Consider the following 20,062-nt stretch of genomic DNA (forward strand, 5'->3'; position numbering starts at 1 on the left):
CACCGTCGTCCTTGCACGTTGACCGCCTTCCAGAGCCTCGGTGAGGAGGCGGGCTGTGCCGGGCCTGATCCGGGGGCGCGAAGCGCGGCGCCGGGGCCGCCGCATGGACGAGGTGACCCCTGGTTCCGCCGTTTCCACCCGACGGGGTACTGCGTCGGCCAGCAGGTGGCGCACGATTGGTGGAACGATCGGGCGGCCGCGGACCGGAAGTTCGCGGCTGGGTGGGCGAGTACGGTGTGCCCTGCAAGACCCCGGGTCGTTCTCGCGGACGAGGAGAGCGGCCGCACGCGCGGTCGGCCGCCAGCTCAGGTTCAGGCGGGGAGCGGCAGGCCGGCGGCGTGGAACAGCCGGTCACGGGAGGCCGCGGCCTTCTCGAAGACGGCGTCGCCACCCCTCAGCACACCGTTCTCCTTGAGGACGTCACCCGCCACCACGACCAGGTCGACGTTGCCGGCGTGGCCGCCCGCGACGATCGTGGCCGCGACGTCCGTGGCGGGCAGCATGTTGGCATGGTCGAGACGGATCATGATGAGGTCGGCCTCCTTGCCCGGGGTCAGGCTGCCGGTGCGGTCGTCGATGCCCGCAGCCCGCGCGCCCTCGATGGTCGCGAAGGAGAGCAGGTCGGCGGCGTCGAAGGTCGGCAGGCCGGGGCTGCGGTCCATAGGGCCGGCGGCACCGGCGAGGATCAACTGCTGGTAGGCGAGCGTCGCCCGCATGACGCCGAACATGTCACCGCTGACGATCGTCTCGGTGTCCACACTGAGACTCGGACGGACGCCGGCGGCCAGCAGCCGGTTGGTGGCCGGCTGGCCCAGGCCCGGCATGAAGACCTCCAGGGCGCCGGCCACGGACGCAGTGGCGCCGTACCCGGCGAGCATCCTCAGCTCCTCGTCGGTCGAGGTGCAGCAGTGGATGAACGTCATGTCGGAGGCCAGCAGGCCCGTCTCGGCGAGCTGCCGGATGGCCTGCTGCTTCGCCCCCCACTCACCCAGTCCCACGTGCATGCTGATGCGCAGGCCCAGCTCGCGGGCGAGCCGGATGTCCCGCTCGGAAACCTCTGGTGTGGACAGCTCCGGTCCACGGAGCATCGCGTTCAGCGTGACCCGGGCCGAGTCGTCGGACAGCACCTCGTCGCGGATACGCCGGATGTCGTCGGGGTGCGAACGGTCACTGCCGAACTGCCACTGCTCGGCCTCCGTCGACGGCCAGCCGTGGTCGAAGACGGCACGGATGCCCGACTCCCAGTGCGCCGCGATCGCCGCGTCCGAGTGCTCGGGGCTGTTGCTGATGTGGGACTCGTCCCGCACGGTCGTCACCCCGGAGTCGAGGGACATCAGGTCCGCCGCCAGGTTACCGATGTGCACGTCGCGGGGATCGAAATACTGGCCGAGGCCGATCTGCACCTGGCTGCGGTACTCCTGGTAGGTCCAGGCGGGGCCGAGGTTGCGCAGCGCCCCCTGCCAGTTGTGGCGGTGGGTGTCGATGAAACCGGGCAGCACGGCATTGCCCGTGCCGTCGATGACCCGGGCCCGGTCGTCGGACAGGTCCCGGCCGATCTCGATGATCCTGCCGTCGGCGACGAGGACGTCACCCACGAAGGCGCCGAGCTTGTCGTCCTGCGTCATCAGGTACGCACCCTTGATCAGGATGCGTTCCTTGTTCTGCGGCTGGTTGTGGGGCATCTGTGGTTCCTGGTTCGTGAGTAGGCGGTTGCAGGTGGCTCGTGGATGAGTCGCTGGACTGTTGAGGATTGGGTTCGTGGTGGCCGCGTGGGCGCCGGGCAGACTTCTGTTGGTTCCCGGAGCGTCGAGGCCTTCGGAAAGAACGATGGTGCCCGGCGCTTTCGGGTTGCCACGGAACCCAGCCCGCCCCCCCCACACGCAGATCGATGCGGTGTGAGCCCGCCGCAGAGCCACCTCCGAGCCACTGAGCTCTGCCCAAGACGGAGGCCCCTGCGGTGCGCTGGTGCCGCGAACGGCTAGTGAGATGGCGGACCGAAGGGCCCTGGAATCAGGTCGCCGCGTGGCCCGCACAGGCTCACCACCCGCGCGAACAGCAAGCGATGGGAGAACTGTATGACCCTGTGCTGCGGGATCGACTGGGCCGAGGACCATCACGACGTGGCGCCGGGCGACGACGCCGGACAGCTGCCGGCAAGCGGCGCATCACCGATGACGCATCCGCCTACCAGCTGCTGCTGAACCTGCTCGCCGAGCACGGCGATACCGCGGACGAGCCGATACCGGTGGCTGTCGAGACCGGACGCGCCTGTTCGTCGCCGCCCCGGGCAGTGGAACACGGCCGATCTACGTCAGCCTCGCAGGCGGGGGCGCCGGGAGGCGATCCAGACGGCGGCGAAGGTGAGCAGCGCACCGAGAACGGTCAGAACGGAAGGCGACCGACCACCGGAGGGGACCAGGAAGTCCAGCGCGATCGAACCGGCCAGCTGCCCCGCGATCGAGGCCATGCTCAGCAGCAGGACACCGATGCGGCGCACGAGAAACGCCGAGGCGCCGATGAACACCACCCCGCACAGACCACCGAGGTAGACCCACCAACTGGTGGGCAGCGCATGCCCCGACACTCCCCGGACCAAGGTCTTCGCACCCCAGGCGACGACGAGGAAGGCCGCTCCCACGAAGAAGTTGAGCCAGGTCGCCGCGAGTGGCGAGCCCGACGCGGCGGTCGATGCCCCGTTCAGGGACTGCTGCACGCCCAGCAGGAACCCGGCGGCTATTGCGGCGAGGGCCGGCAGGATGATCTCGGCGGGTGCCGGGGCGTCGGTGAACTGGGGAAGGGCGGACACGACGGCGGCGACCAGGATGACGGCCGCTCCCGTGATCCGCGTCGCGCCGGGGCGTTGCCGCAGGCCACCGCCGATGCCCCGGGCGTCCACGATGAGACCGCCGAAGGTCTGGCCGGCGATGGCCGACACGGTGAACACGGCGATACCGGTGACCAGCGCGGCGGTGGACTGCGCCAGGGCAAACGTGCCGCCGAGTACACCGGCCAGCAGGTAGCGGCGGGGGAGGCGGCCGTCGCGGGCGGCTCCGGCCAGGCGGCCCAGCGCGCCGCGCAGTCCTGGTGAGAAGAGTGCGAGGAGGGACAACAGGACGAGTCCGCCGGAGAAGCTGATGGCCGCCGCGGCGATGCCGTCATCGAGACGATGACTCAGCTCGCCGTTCAGACGGGCCTGTACCGGTACCACCATGCCGGCGGCGATGGCCGCCGCGACGGCCAGGGAGCCGCCGCGCGGCGCTGACGGACGCGCGGGGCCCGAGGACGGCACACCGGACCCGGTACGGGGGCGACCCGGTCCAGCCGGTGCCGTGGGAGTGCTCATGTCGGTTCCTTCGGGAAGGGACGCGGGGCTCGGTCAGAAGTCCGTGCGCGCGATGTCGTCGAGGATCGACGGAGCCTGGGGCGACCAGCCGAGCACCCGTCGGGCGTTGTCGCCCGAGGCCCGCTGGTCGAGCAGCAGCGCCTCGCCGAGCAGACCCAGCCGGTCCAGCGTCTGCACGACCGGCTCGGACTTGACCCGTCCGGCCAGACCGACGGCACGGCTCACCGCTTCGCTGATCTCCCGCACGGTCGGGTTCACACCGCTGGCGCCGAGGAAGTACGAACCGGCCGGCGCCTTCTCCAGCGCGAGCACGTACAGCTCGGCCAGGTCGTCCACGTGCACCGTGCTCCAGTGCTGGTCACCAGGCCCGACCATGGTGAGCGCCGGGGTGTCGCCGCCGGTCCGCGGGCCGGCGGCGACGAGGTTCAGCAGGCCGTGGCCGTGGCCGTACACCACCGCCGGTGCGATCACCGAAGTCCGGACGTCCTGGACACCGAGGACGAGTTCGGCGAGCGGCACACGCCAGGCGGTGAGCCGCGGGGCGTTCATGGCGGTCGACTCGCTGATTGCCGAACCGCTCCCGTGCACCCAGACGCCGGTGGTGTGCACGAACGGCCGGTCCGTGTTCCGCAGCGCGCGCAGGAAGCTCGTGACAGCTATCTCGTCGACGGTCGCACTGGTCTCGTCACCCGGCGAGGCCACGTGGATCACGCCGTCCCGCGAGGCCGCGAGTTCTTCGAGGGCGGTGCCGTCGGACAGGTCGGCGATCGCCGGCTCCGCGCCCTTGGCCCGCACCAGCTCGGCCTTCTCGGCGGAGCGGACCACGGCGGTCACCTGGTGTCCGCCGGAGATGAGCCGGCCGAGCACCGCAGCTCCGATGTAGCCGGTGCCGCCGGTAAGCAGTACACGCATGGTCATCCTCTTTCGCTGACGTTTTCGTGACGGTCGGGTCGGTGGCCCGCACACCACAGTCGCTCCGTCTGGCTATCGTGTCCAACGAACACTTTCGAAGGTGTAATCGGAAACATCGATGAATGAGGGCTAGGCGTGGACCAGAGACGGCTGGAGTACTTCCTCACGGTCGCCGAGGAGCTGAACTTCACGCGGGCAGCCCAGCGGCTGCACGTCACGCAGTCCACGCTGTCGGCCGGCATCAAGGCCCTGGAGCACGAGCTGAGAGCGGAACTGCTCATCCGTTCCACGCGGTCGGTCAGGCTGACGGAGGCCGGTTCGGCGTTCCTACCCGAGGCGCGCAACGCGACCGAGGCGCTCGACCGGGCCAGGGCCGCCGTGGAACCGCTCTCCGCGGGCCTGCGCGGCAGCCTCACCGTGGGCGTTCTCAGCGGGCTGACCGTGATCGACGTGCCCGCCCTGGCGGGAGAGTTCCACCGGCGCCATCCCGAGGTCCGGCTGCGTACCGAGACCTCCCAGCGGGGCACCTCCGGACTGATCGAACGGATCAAGGAGAGTCACGTCGACGTTGCCTTCGTGGGGGCCGACATCAAGGACGACCACCTCAGGACGAGGACCATCAAGCGGTTCGACGTCCACTTGCTCGTTCCGGCCGGCCACCGGCTGTCCGGCCGGAAAAGCGTGCGACTGAGGGACGTCACGGGGGAACCGTTCGTCGACATGCCCCCGGGCTTCGGGCAACGGCAGATTGTGGACGACGCGTTCACGAGGGCGGAGCTGTCCCGGAGCGTACTGATCGAGGTCTCGGACATCACGACGATCGCCGACTACGTGGCGCACGGCCTGGGTGTGGCGTTGCTGCCCCCGGACTTCGCGGAGACGGCCGGGGACGCGGTGCGTACCGTCCCTCTCGCGGACGCCCGGCTCTCCTGGACGCTCGGCGTGGTCGTGTCGGCGACCCGACCGCCGACACGCGCGCTGCACGCCTTCCTCGACCTCATCCCGCACCACATCCACCGCGACCGCGTCTTCTGAGCGGGCGGACGCGGCCGCGTCGGACTCGGTGCCGCCGCACACCTTGGGCCGAGGGGAGCCCGGAGCCGCAGACGAGCACGTCCGGGTCGGCGAAGAACTCCTTGCGGGCGGACGCGCTGTGGTTCAGGGCCGTCATGGTCTTGGACGTGGCACAGGTGCCGGCGACCCACCCGGCCGACGGGCAGGCACGTGCCAGCTCGGTCAGCCGCCGGGCGACCGTAGGCGCGTCGGACCACGGCCCGCCATGCTCCAGGGGTGTGCGCAGGGCAAGCGACCCGCTGTCCCGCAGGACGCATGGCACGAACACCCGACAGCATCCTGTGTGACGCCCCAGCCGCCCGGGCCAAGAGGGCCGGCGGCTGAGAGCCAACGACAACACAGCCCACGAGAGCTGACCTCTCTCGCCTGATCCTGAAGGCGACATGGCGATCACTCGGGGTGCAGTGGAGCGTGATGGCAGAGCATCGGTGGCCACCTCGTCCCCGCACTTTGGGGCACTTGTGACAAATATGTCCGATTCCTGGCACTATGCGCGTTATGCAGAAGTTGCCCGTTCCCTGTCCTAGCCATCTGATTCCTGACGCCACCGACCGGTTCGATGCTGCCTATCGGGCGGCCAAGGCGCAGGGTGCTGTGTTCGTGGGCATTGAGCGCGAGGGTGAGCGGTGGACCGTGAAGACGGATGCGCTGACCGCGGGGTCGGGTCACGTCGTCGACGAGGCTGTGAACGCCGCCCTGCGGGCCGCCGTCGTCCGCCTGGTCCGCGAGCGGGAGGCGGGCACGGACGCCTTTGCGGGACCGGTCTATTTCATGCTGCACGGAGTGCCGAGTGAGACGCGCGCCCGCGAGCTCGCCGCCGCCTTCCAGGCCGCGTTGTACGGGGATCTGGGGCCGCTGCGGCGTGCGGTGCCCAGTGCCGATTTTGATCAAGCTGGTGACGCGGCCGGTTGACGCCAGGGTGACCTTGTCCGCCCCGGGAGCGTTGAGCCGGGCAGGACGGGTGCACCGTCGTCCTGAGGGTCCCCGGTTTGCTTCCTGCTGTCGGGCCGGGGCCATGGCAGACGTCCCTTGGCCTCGCCGGCCTGGCGAGCAGGCCAAGGGACGTCGCAGACCAGCTCGATGTGCGGTGGCCCGGCCTGAGGGCGGGTCAGGTCCTTGGGCCGTCACTGCGCCGCTTCGGTGTCCATGTCTTCGTGGGCCAGGCCGGTGGAGAAGCGCAGCAGGTCACCGACGGACAGCCAGTCGCTGCCCGGTGCCGCAAGGGCTTGTCGCGGTCGACGGTGTACTCGGTGCGCCGGTCAACGCGCTTTCGGCTCAGGTAGAAGCGCGGCCACGGTCACCAATCAGACGGTGGGGGAGACGTTCACTGGCGCTTCTTGCACAGATGTGGGCGATGTCAGCGTTGTTGTCCTCCATAGGCCGCTCCTCCCAAGGGGTGAACAGCCGGTCATGATGCGGCTTAGAGTGCAGCTCGCGTGCGGTACGGGCGGAACGGGGCCACCCGCCGAACGGCGGGCAACTCCCGCCGTACGGCGGCTGCGAGGCGGGGGGCCGGTACTGCGATCATGAGCGCACGAGTCGCCGCGCCCCCAGCGTGAGGAGAAAAATGTCCCCGGTTCCGCCGCCGTTCGACCCCGAACTCGCCGCCGCTCTCGAAGCGATGAAAGAAATGCTCAGCCCCAGCCTCACCCTCGACGGCCTTGCCGACGCACGTGCGGGCCTCGGACCCCTGCTCCCGTCCGACGAGGTGCTGACGGGAGGCGGGGCCTTCGAGATCGAGGACCGGTCCGTACCGGGGCCGGCGGGCGCGCCCGACATCTCGCTGCTGATCTGCCGTCCGGTCGCCCCCGCCGCACCGCGGCCCGTCGTCTACCACATCCACGGTGGCGGCATGGTCCTCGGCAACAACCGGTTCGGCGTCGACATGGTCCTGGAGTGGGCCAAGGAACTGGACGCGGTCGTGGTGTCGGTGGAGTACCGGCTGGCACCGGAGAACCCGCACCCGGCCCCCGTCGAGGACGTCTACGCCGGTCTGGTGTGGACCGCGGAGCACGCCAAGGAGATCGGCGGCGACCCGGAGCGGATCATCATCGCGGGCGCCAGCGCGGGCGGCGGTCTGACCGCCGCGCTGGCGCTGCTCACTCGGGACCGCAAGGGGCCGCAGCCGATCGCGCAGGTCCTCATATGCCCGATGCTGGACGACCGCAACGACACCCCGTCCGTGCACCAGATGGTTGGCATCGGCAATTGGGACCGCACGGCCAACGAGACCGGCTGGACCGCACTGCTCGGCGAGCAGCGCGGCGGCCCGGACGTGCCCGCGTACGCCGCACCGGCCCGTGCCGAGGACCTGTCCGGGCTGCCCCCGGCCTTCCTCGATGTCGGCTCCGCGGAGAGCTTCCGCGACGAGGTCGTCACCTACGCCTCCCGGATCTGGCAGGCCGGCGGGGTGGCCGAACTGCACGTCTGGCCGGGCGGCTTCCACGGCTTCGACGGCCTCGCCCCACAGGCAGCCCTCTCCCAGACGGCCCGCGCAGCCCGCCTGCAGTGGCTGCGCAGGATCGTCGGGGAGTGACCCCGTGTAGGGCCGGCCTCCATGCCGGGGCCTGCCCGCTCCCGGGCCGAGGCAGGGCCCGCCCGGGAATGGAGGTCGGCCTCCGTGCCGAGGCCGGCCGGGCCGAGCGTCGTGGACGCGGTGACTCTGGGTCTTCCACCCGCTCCGGGCCGAGCTGTCAGCGTCGTGCGGTGTGAAGGCGTCGACGGCCAGGGTGCCGTCCTCGTTCAGCCGGACGTGTTCGGCGAGTCGGGCGAGGACCTGCTCAGGCTGAAGTCCGGTGCGGGCGGCGATGGCGCGCAGCCGGCGGCTTGTGTCGGCGGGCAGCCATACGTGCGCCTGCAACTCGTCACGAGCTGTCCCGCTGTTCCTTCTGCCACGCGGCCTGACGCGTGAGGACACCGCCGGGCCGCGCGTCGCGCTCCCGCGATGCCGAAGCGACGGACCACGTGGACCGGGGCGGCGGTCTGCACGTAGAGGATGCGCATACTCGGCCGCTGCGTGCTGGCAACGGCCCCAGCCACCCTCACCTGCTCCAGCCGCGGCCCCCACCCCACATCCGGGCCCGAAACGCGTCCCCCTCCCACCACCGCCCGCGCCAGCGCGAACACCTCCCGCGGCAGGGTGATCCCGAGTCGCCCGGCCGATACGTCGTACGAGCGGTGGCGGACCGCCGGCGGCCTGTTGTCGGGCCCCGCGCCGGCGGTCCGCCACCGTTGTCCGCTGTCAGAACCAGTCGGTGCAGACGACCGTGTCGCTGTCGCCAGGGCTGCCGCAGGCCCGCATCACCACGTCGTGGTCGTTCCACTCGGGAGTGAACACGTCCGAGCCGCCGGTGATCCTGGTGAAGCCGAGCTGGTCCCATGACTGCCCGCCGGTGATGCTGCGGTCGACCCACACCTCGTCGCCGGGTGCTCCGCCGGTGACCCGCCCCCAGGCGCACTCGGTGGTGTCGCTGTAGCGCAGTTCGATCAGTCGACCCGCGATCGACACCGAGCGCGGCGAGCGGGCGCCCGCTCCGTTCGGGGCTCCGCCGTCGGTGCAGCCCGCCGTCGAGGTGCCACCGCCCAGCGCGCCGCCGGCGCAGTCGGGAACCCCCGGCAGCACGGCGGGACCCTTGAGATAGATGTTGGTGATCCAGCCGTCGTAGTCGGGTAGATAGGACCAGACCGTGTTGACGAAGCCCTCCGCGTTGACGACGTCGCCGTGCTGCTGGCACGAGACGCGCACCGACGTCTCGCCGCCGATCGTCTGCCGGACGGCGGCGGTGAGCGTGGGCTGCGAGCGTACGTTCACCCCGTCGCCCCAGGTGGTGAACCGCCCGCTGGGATCGGCCCCGGCGACGGGGCCGCCGCTGAGGCAGTCTGGCACTCCCGGCAACGCGGCAGGCCCGCGCACGTAGATGTTGGTGATCCAGGCGTCGTATCCGGGCAGGTACGACCACAAGTCGTTGGTGATCCCCTCGGCAGTGATCGACTCGCCGCGCGTCTGGCAGGAGATCTTCACCTGGGTGGGTCCCGGGAAGGTGTGCTGCACCGTTGATCCGCGGCGCGGTTCGTTCCCCACCCGGACCCACTCGCCCCACGTACTGAAGAGCTGGCCGGGAAGGCCGGAGTTGTCCGGTGAAGCCGAGTCCGATCCCTCGCTCGGCCGGATGGCCCCGACGTAAATGCTGCTGGAATGCGAGCTGAAGTCGGCGACCTGGAGGGGGTGCTGGGACTCCGCCGCCTCCACGATCTTCCCGTCGCCGAGATAGATCGCAGTGTGCGTGGTGCTCTGCCAATAGAACCGGGTGCGCTGCCAGAACAGCACGTCCCCGGGCTTGAGATGGGCCGTTCCGTCGCTGCCCGCGAAGCGGACCGGCCAGTAGCGGTCGAAGACGTCGGACGTCGTTCCGGGCCCGAGGATGTCCCGGCCGGTGGCCACCGACCATGCCCAGCGGGTCAGCCCCGAGCAGTCGAAGCCGACGACATTACCGTCGTTCCACGCCTCGGCGCCGCCGCCGTCCGGGGTGCCATGCGTCTTGCCGGGCACAGGGCCGTGGCCGCCTCCCCAGGAGTACATGGTGCCGGCCGCCACCTCGTCGCAGGCGGCCTTCACAGCGAGCGCCCCCTGAACGCTGGTCTCTCCATACGCCCTACAGTCGCCTGCGGCGTGTGCGGGTGTCGCCGGCACGAGCGCCAGACCGAGGGTCAGGAGCGCGGAAGCCAGCAAGGACCGAAGCAGTCCCGACCAGGTCGGCCCCGCGCGCAGCTGTCTGTTCATCGTTTCCCCCTCCGGCGGCAGGCCCGCCGCTGGACATGCGGAGCCGTTTCCGCTCCGCTGATCACCGAGAGGCTAGCCGATTACCTGGACATGCCAATCCCGGCGCTCAGAAGCTGTAACACGTCCGCCTGAGCGCTTGGACTTGCATGCGTCGGCGGCAGGAGTAGGCCGAGGGCGCCCATCGCTCCCGTGGGCCGCAGGCTCAGACGGATGCGACGCGGAGGCTCAGGTGGTCTCGGCGCAAGTGCCTGAGTCGGGGAGCGGGTCGAGGTCGTGGTGGGAAAGTACCTGGAGGACAGCGATCGATGACCTAAAGGCCAAAACCCCCGGGTCCTGAGAACGCACCGGGTCTTTGCGCCCCTTCACGGGAGGCCCATTGTCCCGACCGCCGCTTTTCAGCAGATGCGTGAATGCCGTCGGTTGGCCGTGCGGGGAGCCCAGCCGAGAGGGCGCACCGAGCACTGCGCGTACCGGTAGATTGCCGTTGCACGGAGAGGAAGGGAGGACGGCCACATGCCTGAGCGGAACATCGAGTTCGGTAAGTACGGTGCCCGCGGCATCAAGGGCTACGAGGCTGTTGCCCGCCAGTTGGACGCGCTGGCCGGGTACATCGCGACTCCCGTCACCGCCCGGCGTGGTCTTCTGGCCCGTCTGCATTACCTCACTCGCACACCTCACGCCCGGGCGGCTGCCCGGGTGGCCGGTCTGACTGTCACCGATCGCACTCTGCGTGCCTGGCTCGGCGGCGTCCGTACGCCGTCTCGACGTAATCTTGAGCGCATCGAGCAGGCGTACCGCACTGTGCGGCGGGAGAACGTCGCCCGCTATCTGACCGCCCGCCTCAACCGTGACGGGCGCGGCACCCGTGTGGAGATCCATCCCCTCAACCAGTCCCAGGTGTCGCGGCCGCGTCAGCGGCCGGTGGAGTTCCGGGCGATGAACGTGCGCCGCTGGGACCGGATCGTCGCCGCGTGGGCGGCCGGCGACGACCAGGAGCTCGATGACGCGTGGGTCGACCTGGTTGTCGACCTCGGATCGCAGTGGGGCCAGTACGAGTACGTCACCAACGTGGGCTTCGCCGCCTGACCTTGGCCTTTCCTGGTTCGACAACGACGGCACGCCGTGAAGACGGCGTGCCGGGGCAGACACTCCCGCGCCCACGCCCCACAGAGAGCGAGTCGGCTCTCTGTCGTCTATGTCTTCAGGCCACACACGACAGATGGCAATGGTTCTGCGCCCTCAACAGACCGGATGGATGAGTGACCGCTCGGTTGCCGCAGGGCTGGGCGGCTACGAGCAGTCTGTGATGTTCTTCGCGGCCTGTTCGACACCAGGGTCGAGTGGGGAGGCGGCAACCAGCCCGCTCTGTGCGGCGCGCGTGGGTGGCCAGGTCGTGTTCGCCGACGTGGAAGTGGCCCACGAGCGGGGTGCCGGCGGCCGCCATGTTTGCTTCGATTGCGCGGACGAAACCAGGTTCGGGCCCGGAGCCGGCCGTTGGCGGCTTCCAGCGATCATGCCGAGAAATGCCGGGGACGGTGGTAGTGGAAGGTGGGGTGGCGCTCGCGCAGCAGCGCGCCGCTCAGTTCAGCGGTGAGCGGGCGCTCGTGACGGTCTTCCGGCATGGCGCCGTGGGTGAGAGTGTCTGCGACAGGTACCCTGTTGCCGGCCGCCAGTACGACGAAGCAGTCGATGAACTCACGGTGCGGCCAGGTCGGGCGGCCAGCGAGCACGACGGAGTCGAAGTGACGGCGACCCCACTGCAATGCGTCGAGCAAGGGGAGCGTCGTCGCTCGTGAGGTGCCTGAAGTCGGCGGGCGCAGTCGACCAAGCAGTGTGCTGATTGGCCAGCAGCCCACCCGCTGATCTGCCGGCACAGGCCGTCCACAGCAGGGTGCTGAGGGGCCCAGGCCAGGCCCGCCGGCGCTGTTCGGCGGCTTTGCGCTCCCGTGCACGACGGGAGTCAGTGCCATGTCGGTCCTGTACGGCTTGTACTCGTGCACCAGCAGTACCCGCAGCCCCTGCCGTGCCCACGCGACCGCGACCTGAACGGCGAGCGTGCCCAGTTCAGGCCGGTCCTCCAGCAGGAACTGCACCGCCCGCCCGCCGCGCGGGGAAGACGCCGTGCCGCGGACCTGCCTGTAGCACACCAGCCGCATGCTGCGCCTTGCGGGCACGGGCCTTGGGGCCGCTCGCACCGGACTTGGTCATAAGGATCGATCTCCGCTCCAGGGCCCCCGCAACCCCGCAGACGCGCGGGCATGGACGAAATGGTGCGGGACCGTCCCTGGAACCGAGTCGGTTCCGGTGTCCTTCCCCTGATGCAGGACCAATTCGGGGTACCGGACACAGAGTCGCGGGGTGCGCATCCTGCCGCAGCCCAGGACCATAGCCACACGCGAAGCAGTCCGGCGCGAATCCTTCCAAACTGCTTTCCATCCCTTGTAGTTGTTTCTGAACTCCTGTCAGTCAGATCGGGCAGCCTTGCCGGGAACCGAACTGTCAGTACGGCCGTCTATGTTCAGCTCATGACACAGATGGATCTTTCTGCGTTCGAGCGTGAGTGGACTCGCTTTGAGTCCTGGCTCCAGGTGAACTCGCCCGCTGATCACGCCATGTTGCGAAGGCCAGCGGTCCCCGAGCGGCTCATCGAGCTGGAGTCGCGGCTCGGCTTCGATCTGCATCCGGAGCTCAGGGCACTGCTGCAGCACCATGATGGAGCCGCTGGACCTGTTGCCGTTCCTGGCCCCCGCAGGCCCCTTCCCGCTGGTGCATTTCTTCCGCTGGGGCACCGGCTCAGCGGCGTGGACGACATCGCGTCGATGTACGACATGATCGTGGACGTTGGCGAAGACAACATCGATGCTGACCTGTGGGAGGACGATGCACTGGCCGTAAATCTGCATCGCTGCGTGCCGTTCGCGCTTCCCAACGACGGCGGGGTTGCCTTTGTCGACCACCGGCCCGGCCCCTCATATGGTCACGTGCATGAGATGGGCATCGGGTCCGGAGACCTGGACGGGACCCTATGGGCAACCAGTCTGACGCAGCTGTTCAGCACCTTGGCCGACGCGTTGGAATCTGACGGTCCGTTCCTCCACTACTGGCCCACACCTTTCGAAGACTCGTCAGGCCACCGCTGCTTGGAGTGGCAGATCCGAACCTGAAGCCCAGTAGGGCATGCGCTGTGGTGCTCAGCGACGCACCGCCTGTTGGCCCTCCTGCAGGTCAGCGGGCGGTGTGCGGGTGGCGCGGCCGCCGGGACGGTGTGCAGGTGGCCAACGAGGAACGGCGGACGATCCGCCTCACCCCGCAGGCCGGTCACGAGCGGGCACCGGGTGGATCTGGCCACGTCTCACCGTCTGCCTGACGTCGGCCTGGCCATTGATCGACTGCAACGCCGTCATCGCGCGATGAGTCCGTGACACCGGACATGAACTGATCGCCATCGCGTCCGGCGCTGATCCGACCCCGTGGCGGGGTCACCGCCGCACCACGGTCCCTGCGTGGTGCCGGGCCGCCATTCCCACGCGGTCCGGCACCACGCAGAGCGAGGGGAGATCACCAGGGCAGGACCTGGTTCTCGTAGTCGACGAAGTGCAGCCCCCTCTCGCCGGCGCGCGCCTCCAGGGTGTTCACGACGCCGGGGATGCTCTCGTCGATCTCCAGCAGGGCTCCGGGGCCGCCGAGCCCGGTGCGCACCCAGCCGGGGTTTACCAGCAGTAGGGTGCGCGGGTCGTCGGCGTTGCGGGCGGCGTAGCTGCGCATGAGCTGGTTGAGGGCGGACTTGCTGGCGCGGTAGACCTCGTTGCCGCCGTTGGTGTTCATGGTCAGGCTGCCCTGGCGAGAGGACATGACGGCGATCATTCCGGTCTCTATGACCAGCGGGCCGAGCGTCTCGATCACCCGCATGGGGCTGAGCGCGTTGGTGACCATGACCTCCGTAAACGACTCGATGGTGACCTCGCTGACGGGGATGTTCGCGTGGGCGATGCCCGCGTTGACGAACAGCAGGTCCAGGTCGCGTCCCGACAGCCGGTCGCGCAGGGCGGAGATCTGCTCCGGTTTGGTGGTGTCCACGTGCTCCACGGTCACCCGGCCGTCCGAGGAGTCGACCAGGTCGTGCAGGCCCGTGCGTCGGTCGCCTCGCACCGTGCCGATGACGTCCCAGCCGCGTCGCGCGAGTTCGGTGGCCAGCGCGAGCCCCAAGGTCCGGGAGGCGCCGATGACGAGGGCGGTCTTGTGGTTCGACTCTTGCACCGGGTTCTTCCTTCGTGACGACAGCGTCAACCATTTCGGTTCACCGTGTCTCGAAAGGTAGCAGTTTCGAGACACGGTGTCCAGTTAATCGACGCGGCGGGAAGGTGCACTTCGGAGCGCGCACGCCTGCACGGTCGCGAGCGGCGAAGAATTAGGCCCCCGGCTCGGCGGCCGTGGCGACCGGACAGGCCGCCGAATGAGGAGGTTGCAGCCGTAGCCCGTTGGTGGTGTTGGCGTACCGGTTCACGCTGGACCCGAACGCTTTCCGCGTGGCCGCGCTGGGTTCACGCGGCGGTGCGGCAGGCTCATTTGGCGTATAACCGGAAGCGGACTACGGCCCAGGTGCGGTCGAAGGTGGGGCAGTGGTATGAGCGAGTAGGTGTGGTCGGCCGAGACGACTCCGGCTACGGGACCTTGTCGAGCAAGGGCAGCGGTTCGGGTGGTGTTGCCCATGCTTGCCGACGGTCGGTGACACTGCGAGCGTGTTGCCCCTGGGCGAAGGTGACGCGGCGGTGTGTGCTGTCCAGGCATGCGCGGTCGAATGGGCTGGGTCCGCTTTTATGGGCCCGACGTGCCGTCCGAACGTGGGAGGAGTTGCACCGCCCACGATCGGCCCAACTGGTTTCCGAGCGCAGCTTGTGCAGCAACAGCTGGTTCCAGACGCCAGCTCCGGTCCGGGCCGCCAGGCGGCGCCAACAGATAACGCCCGAGACGAACCCGGGCATCCGTGGCGGGTACTCCTGCTGAAGCCCGGTCGCCGAATTGACGGGCTGGCCACCCTCTGCCGATTTCCAGGACATGTTTCCGCCACGTTGTCCGGTCACTGGTCCGCTCACCAGCACACTGATGGAGGCCCCAATATCGAAATTCAATCCATCATGTCTCGGTACGATGTGGGTGTGAGTGACCAGAGACCACGGACCGGGCGACCGCGCAGCGAGCAAGCGAGAACAGCGGTCCTGCACGCAGTCGACGACCTGCTGGTCGAGGTCGGCTACGCGGCATTGACGATGAAAGGCATCGCCGAACGGGCAGGTGTCGGTCGCCAGACTGTCTACCGCTGGTGGTCGACCAAAGCGGAGATCTTGTTCGAGGCAGCCATCACTGACGCGATCAAAGAACTCATCAAACAACCTCAGCCGACCACACTCGAAGACGTGATTACCTATCTCGAAGCCGTCGAGAGCTTCTTGACGACTTCACCCGCGGGCGCCGCATATCGCGCACTCTTGGGCGAAGCGCAGCACGACTCTGCTGTCGCGCAACTCGTGGGCTCGGCTGCTCTGTTCGATGGACCGGCTCGTGCAGTTCTGAGTCGCGGAATCAGCCGAGGTGACATTTCCTCGACGACTCCCCTCGATGCGGCAATTGCGGTTTTGACCGGACCAGCCTTCTACCTGGCGGTGACAGGAGCCGACAGGCTGCGTATTCCCGCTCACGCGCTGGCCTCGGCGTTGCTCGCGGCTGTCCGCGAGCTGTCGCCCACGGCGTCCATGGACGCATGACGGTGCGTAAGAGATCGGACGGTCGGTGTGCTGAGGAGGGACAGGCGCGTGCAGTGCGAGCGGTCACCAGGACTTGACCACGCCGCCTGGACGTGGTGCTGGCCGACCGCGGCTACGACCACGACAAGTACCGCCGCCTGGTCTGGGACCTGGGCGTGAAGCCGCTGATCGCCTGCCGCGGCACCGAGCACGGCTCTGGTCTGGGCACCCAACGATGGGTCGTGGAGCGCGCGTTCGCCCATCTGCACTGGTTCCGCCGCCTGCGGATCCGCTGGGAGATCCGCGACGACATCCACGAAGCCTTCCTCACCCTCGGCTGCGCACTCACCTGCCGGCGACGGCTGCGGTCACTCTGAGGGGCACTGGGCGGCGGTACATTCGGCTTCCTGGGCTGCCATGACCTCATCGCCATGCTCGAAGGCCCACGCTCCGACTGCGTCGATGGGCGCCAACAAAGTCCGGCCCAGGGCGGTGAGTTGGTAGTCAACGCGCGGTGGCGCTCCGGGGTGTGCCCGCCGCTCCACCAGTCCGTTGGACTGCAAGCGCCGCAGAGTCTCAGTGAGGACCTTGGAGCTGATCCCTCCGATCCGCTCGCGTAGTTCGACCGGACGTCTGGGACCGTCGCGCAAGGCCCAGAGGACCACGGCGTTCCAGGTGTTGGACAGGAGGTCGAAGGCCAGGCGAGCACGGCAGTCGGCGAGGAAAGCGTCGGTCGTCACGTACCAAATGGTGCCCGACAGGCCCTCTAGCGTCGTTGCGAATGGTCCAAGCAGGTCGTGGGAGGAAATGCGTGATGAGAATCGGCGTACTTGGCACGGGCAACATGGCGGACGCGCTCGCCACCCACTGGGTCCGGGCCGGGCACGACGTGGCCGTCGGAGGACGGGACATGCACAAGGCGGAGCGGCTCGCGACGCGCCTCGGGGGCAGCGCGAAGCCTGTCAGCCTGCATGCGGCGGCCGAATTCGGTCAGGTGGTGCTGTCTGCGCTGCCCTTCGGCGCGGGTACGAGCGTGGTGCGGGAACTACGAGCGGTCATGGACGGCAAGGTGCTGATCGACTGTTGCAATCCGGTCGGGCCGGGCTTCCGGCTGCTGACACAGAGCGGCCTGTCGGCCGCACAGCAACTGGCCGCGGCGGCACCAGGAACCCATGTGGTCAAGGCGTTCAATCTCTGCCACGAGGACGTGTGGCGTATGTCGCCGCCCATCTTCGACGGGCGCCGACTGGCCGTTCCGGTCTGTGGAGACGACGAAACGGCTCTCGCCCTCGTACACGAGTTGGTGCGGCATGTCGGCTGCGAACCCGTGGCCGGCGGCTCTCTTGAACGAGCCGGACTCCTGGAAGCGACCGCGGCACTCTTCATCGGGCTCTGGATCGGCGAGGGGGCCGATGTCCAGGCCATCGCACCCCCACTGGCCTATGCCGCCGGACCGAGAGACGGGGAACCACAAACCACCGAAAAGGCTTTTCGTCAGGAGTTCTAAGTCCATGATCCCCTCCGCGACGCGGCGGGCTACTACCTCATGCCGGAAGGGCAAGTGGCGGCGAAGCCGTACAAGCTGCTGCGCCAGGCCCTGGCCCGGTCGTCGAAGGTGGCGATCGCCAAATACGTCTGTTCGGGAGAGGAGCGCTTGGGCCTGCTTCGTACTGGCGGAGATCATTTATTCCTGGCGTGCGGTATTCCCTGCGCTCAGGCTCTGCGACGCTGCGGCCAGGGGTAACCGAGTTGCCTGGCGAACTCCGGTGAGCCACCGCAAACCGCGGAGGCTTGGCGCGGGTCAGCTGCGACGAGTTGCTCAGCAAGCCGTTCAGCTTGGTCTGCCGGGTCGTCACTGGAGACGGCGAGGTCATCCGGAACTGCAGCCTTGGACGGTCTTCCCTGATAGCAGAGCGGCCTGGATGGAAGAGGAAGACGTTGACCTGGTCCGGTTCCCAGGGCAGTGCTGATCTGGGCCAACAGCCGACACCGGGCGGAGCTGTCCACGGCCCCGAAACCGGTGGCGCAGTCGGCCTGATGCTGTGATCTGCATCTCAGCCGGTTGCCCCTCACGTCAATGTCAGAGGTGAGGATGGCGACAACGCCCGGAATCACCGGGTCGGTCACACGAGAGGTGGCGGAAGATGGGGCAGGCGTGGGGTTTCGGCAGGTATGGCGGGCCCGAGGTCCAGGAGTTCTTCGATCGTCCCGACCCTGTCCCCCGTCGCGGCGAGGTGCTGATCCAGGTCGACGTCGCCGGGGTGAATCCCCTCGACCACCTTCTGCGCTCGGGTCCAATTGACAGGCTCGACAGCGGGCGTCCGCTTCCCCGCGTGCTGGGCATGGAGGCAGCCGGAACCGTTCTCGCCCGGGGCGAGGACGTCCACGGGCTCGAGGTGGGTGACGCGGTCTTCGGCTTCGCACTCACAGGTGGCGGCACCTACGCCGAGACGACGGTGCTGTCCGCGCCGAACACCGCGCGCATCCCGGAGGGGCTGTCCGCGACCGTGGCGGCAACGCTGCCAGTAGCCGGGACGACCGCGGTGGACGTGCTCGACCAGCTCAGCCTCCCGGCCGGTGCCACTGTCCTGGTGAACGGAGTCGGGGGCGGCGTCGGCCTCGCCGTCGCCCGGCTGGCTATCGGGCGCGAGCTGCGTGTGATCGGCACCGGGAGTACCGCCAAACGCGAGCACGCCGAGGCCATGGGGGTGCGGTTCATCGACTACACCGCCGAGGACGTCGCCGCCGCGGCACGCGAGCTGGCTCCGGACGGTTTCGACGGGATCGTCGACCTGGCCGGAGGCACCTCGCTGCGGACGGTCGCTCCGCTTGCCCAGGATCCCCGCAACGTCATCGCTGTGGGTGACATGTCTGTGACCGATCTCGGTGGGCGTTTCGTCGAGCGTCGCATCGACCGCGAGAACCTGGAGCGGTCGGCCCGGCTGGCCCTCGACGGACTCCTCGCACCCGTGATCACCGCGGTCCATCCGCTCTCCGACGCCCCGGCCGCCCTCGCCACCGTCGAGAACGGTCACGCCTCGGGCAAGGTTGTCATCAAGGTGGCATGAGATGTGCCCGGCCGTCTGACGCTGTCAACCGTCCACTGCGGACTGACGAGAACCCGTGGTCAGCGCATCAACAACTGAGCACCTTCACCTGGTACGGGGTTGCGCACGCTCAGGCGTACGCCGACACACGGTGATCGTTTCGATGTGCTTGCGAGTCGGCCGCGGAGCCAGGGCCGGGGCCGCCCGGCCTCCCGGCAGGAGACGGACCCGGCCCGTCGGAGGACCCACAGCTCAGCCGCCAGGGCATGAACGCCGCGGCGGGTGTGGAGTTGAGCAGACACCTCTCAGGAACCGTGGAACCACATATTCACCAACTGCGGCAGCCCGAAGGCGACGGAGAGGAACGTGCTGCCGCCCGATGAGAGAGCGGTCGCCAGACTGTGGGAGACCGCGTAGGCGGCGATGCCCGCGATGAGGGCAAGGCCGAGCGGCGTCATGACGATCCCTCCACCATCGACTTGGCATCGAGTGGAGTACCGGCCCGGACGGCGGGAGCTGGCATGCCGGGAGTGCTCCCGGACGTGCTGGTGGGACGGGGGTCCCCGGACATGCTCTCTCCTTGCGAGTGTGGGGCCGAAAAGGGACGCTGACGCCTGCGTGGCATCGTCCGCGTGGGGTGGTCGCCTCGCGGTCGGCGTCCCCTCGGCACCGCTCGCGCGGCTTCCGGGGCCGCAACCACGGTAGAGGCACTTCGCATCACTGTTCCCCCTGTTCGGTTCTGCGAGGCCCTCACCAGGACCTGGTGAGGCGAAGCTGTCGAGGCGGTTAGCCCTCGCAGAGGCGAGGGCCCGGACCATCCGGTCCGGGCCCTGCACGCTCCATGGAAGACCCGCTGAACTCGGATGTCGCCTCAGACGGTGGCGCGAGCGGTCTGGCCGGCCGGGCCAACCTGGACATGCTGACGACTTTGATGACCGGCCTCCTCAAGGGGGCGGCCATCCCCGGAGCCCCCAGGAGCGCCGATGCCTCCGGGGCATTCCCGCTCGGCAGCGCCAGTCCCCTCTCCTCCGTGTCCGGCGGTCTCATCGGTCTGGGAAACGCGGGGACTTCCTGCGCAGGAGGGCCATCACGCCTGTCGCCGAAGGACAATTGCCCGTTGACCTATGGCGTTCCTCCCGCGTCTTCGGGCAACGGGCGTCAGTTC

General features: G+C 68.9%; 16 protein-coding genes and 2 pseudogenes. 10 read left to right on the plus strand and 8 right to left on the minus strand.

Annotated features, from left to right (window positions below):
* Positions 1 to 311: 311 nt before the first annotated feature.
* From M2163_RS04020 to M2163_RS04030, 3 genes are all read right to left on the minus strand, one after another.
* Positions 312 to 1,682: an amidohydrolase family protein gene (locus tag M2163_RS04020; RefSeq protein ID WP_280854461.1), complete on the minus strand. Its 1,371-nt coding sequence runs from the start codon at positions 1,680 to 1,682 to the stop codon at positions 312 to 314.
* 629 nt (positions 1,683 to 2,311) lie between these two features.
* Positions 2,312 to 3,343: a DMT family transporter gene (locus M2163_RS04025; RefSeq protein ID WP_280854460.1), complete on the minus strand. Its 1,032-nt coding sequence runs from the start codon at positions 3,341 to 3,343 to the stop codon at positions 2,312 to 2,314.
* A 33-nt stretch (positions 3,344 to 3,376) separates the two neighbouring features.
* Complete coding sequence (locus M2163_RS04030) at positions 3,377 to 4,255, minus strand: NAD-dependent epimerase/dehydratase family protein (RefSeq protein ID WP_280854459.1); 879 nt, start codon at positions 4,253 to 4,255, stop codon at positions 3,377 to 3,379.
* A 135-nt stretch (positions 4,256 to 4,390) separates the two neighbouring features.
* Between M2163_RS04030 and M2163_RS04035 the strand changes: the two genes are divergently transcribed.
* The 3 genes from M2163_RS04035 (at position 4,391) to M2163_RS04045 (ending at position 7,865) form a co-directional block, all read left to right on the plus strand.
* Positions 4,391 to 5,290, plus strand: coding sequence for a LysR family transcriptional regulator (locus tag M2163_RS04035; protein WP_280854458.1), 900 nt, complete (start codon positions 4,391 to 4,393; stop codon positions 5,288 to 5,290).
* Positions 5,291 to 5,827: 537 nt separating this feature from the next.
* The gene (locus M2163_RS04040) at positions 5,828 to 6,241 is read left to right on the plus strand and encodes a hypothetical protein (protein ID WP_280854457.1); all 414 of its coding nucleotides are present in this window, start codon (positions 5,828 to 5,830) and stop codon (positions 6,239 to 6,241) included.
* 655 nt (positions 6,242 to 6,896) lie between these two features.
* A complete protein-coding gene (locus tag M2163_RS04045) occupies positions 6,897 to 7,865 on the plus strand; it encodes an alpha/beta hydrolase (protein WP_280854456.1) in 969 nt (322 codons plus the stop codon).
* Positions 7,866 to 8,570: 705 nt separating this feature from the next.
* On the opposite strand, the gene M2163_RS04050 is transcribed toward M2163_RS04045, so the two are convergent.
* A complete protein-coding gene (locus tag M2163_RS04050) occupies positions 8,571 to 10,109 on the minus strand; it encodes an NlpC/P60 family protein (protein ID WP_280854455.1) in 1,539 nt (512 codons plus the stop codon).
* Positions 10,110 to 10,622: 513 nt separating this feature from the next.
* Here M2163_RS04050 and M2163_RS04055 point away from each other — a divergent pair.
* Entirely contained in the window at positions 10,623 to 11,195 is a 573-nt protein-coding gene (locus M2163_RS04055; protein WP_280854454.1) for a transcriptional regulator, read from the plus strand.
* A gap of 425 nt (positions 11,196 to 11,620) precedes the next feature.
* On the opposite strand, the gene M2163_RS04060 is transcribed toward M2163_RS04055, so the two are convergent.
* Positions 11,621 to 12,202 carry a hypothetical protein gene (locus tag M2163_RS04060; RefSeq protein WP_280854453.1) on the minus strand — a complete coding sequence of 194 codons (582 nt, stop codon included), beginning with the start codon at positions 12,200 to 12,202 and terminating at the stop codon, positions 11,621 to 11,623.
* 432 nt (positions 12,203 to 12,634) lie between these two features.
* Here M2163_RS04060 and M2163_RS04065 point away from each other — a divergent pair, with 432 nt between their 5' ends.
* A complete protein-coding gene (locus M2163_RS04065) occupies positions 12,635 to 13,273 on the plus strand; it encodes an SMI1/KNR4 family protein (RefSeq protein ID WP_280854452.1) in 639 nt (212 codons plus the stop codon).
* 394 nt (positions 13,274 to 13,667) lie between these two features.
* Here the strand turns inward: M2163_RS04065 and M2163_RS04070 are convergent, their stop codons facing one another.
* Positions 13,668 to 14,366, minus strand: a complete 699-nt coding sequence (locus tag M2163_RS04070; RefSeq protein WP_280854451.1) for an SDR family NAD(P)-dependent oxidoreductase — start codon at positions 14,364 to 14,366, stop codon at positions 13,668 to 13,670.
* Positions 14,367 to 15,265: 899 nt separating this feature from the next.
* Here M2163_RS04070 and M2163_RS04075 point away from each other — a divergent pair.
* Positions 15,266 to 15,871 (plus strand): TetR/AcrR family transcriptional regulator, encoded by a 606-nt coding sequence (locus tag M2163_RS04075; RefSeq protein WP_280854450.1) that lies wholly within the window; start codon positions 15,266 to 15,268, stop codon positions 15,869 to 15,871.
* A gap of 92 nt (positions 15,872 to 15,963) precedes the next feature.
* Positions 15,964 to 16,227: pseudogene (locus M2163_RS04080) on the plus strand (transposase); the annotation flags it as partial.
* Here M2163_RS04080 and M2163_RS04085 read toward each other — a convergent pair.
* On the minus strand, positions 16,219 to 16,590 hold the full coding sequence (locus tag M2163_RS04085; RefSeq protein WP_280854449.1) for a helix-turn-helix domain-containing protein: 372 nt from the start codon (positions 16,588 to 16,590) through the stop codon (positions 16,219 to 16,221). The pseudogene M2163_RS04080 and the gene M2163_RS04085 sit on opposite strands and share 9 nt — an antisense overlap.
* 74 nt (positions 16,591 to 16,664) lie before the next feature.
* Here M2163_RS04085 and M2163_RS04090 point away from each other — a divergent pair, with 74 nt between their 5' ends.
* From M2163_RS04090 to M2163_RS04100, 3 genes and pseudogenes are all read left to right on the plus strand, one after another.
* The gene (locus tag M2163_RS04090) at positions 16,665 to 17,357 is read left to right on the plus strand and encodes an NAD(P)-binding domain-containing protein (RefSeq protein ID WP_280854448.1); all 693 of its coding nucleotides are present in this window, start codon (positions 16,665 to 16,667) and stop codon (positions 17,355 to 17,357) included.
* Positions 17,358 to 17,363: 6 nt separating this feature from the next.
* Positions 17,364 to 17,594: pseudogene (locus M2163_RS04095) on the plus strand (Ku protein); the annotation flags it as partial.
* A gap of 400 nt (positions 17,595 to 17,994) precedes the next feature.
* Positions 17,995 to 18,918 (plus strand): NADP-dependent oxidoreductase, encoded by a 924-nt coding sequence (locus M2163_RS04100; protein ID WP_280854447.1) that lies wholly within the window; start codon positions 17,995 to 17,997, stop codon positions 18,916 to 18,918.
* 284 nt (positions 18,919 to 19,202) lie between these two features.
* On the opposite strand, the gene M2163_RS04105 is transcribed toward M2163_RS04100, so the two are convergent.
* A complete protein-coding gene (locus M2163_RS04105; RefSeq protein WP_280854446.1) occupies positions 19,203 to 19,355 on the minus strand; it encodes a hypothetical protein in 153 nt (50 codons plus the stop codon).
* Positions 19,356 to 20,062: the final 707 nt, after the last annotated feature.

This window comes from Streptomyces sp. SAI-135, from assembly GCF_029893805.1.
Lineage (GTDB): Bacteria > Actinomycetota > Actinomycetes > Streptomycetales > Streptomycetaceae > Streptomyces.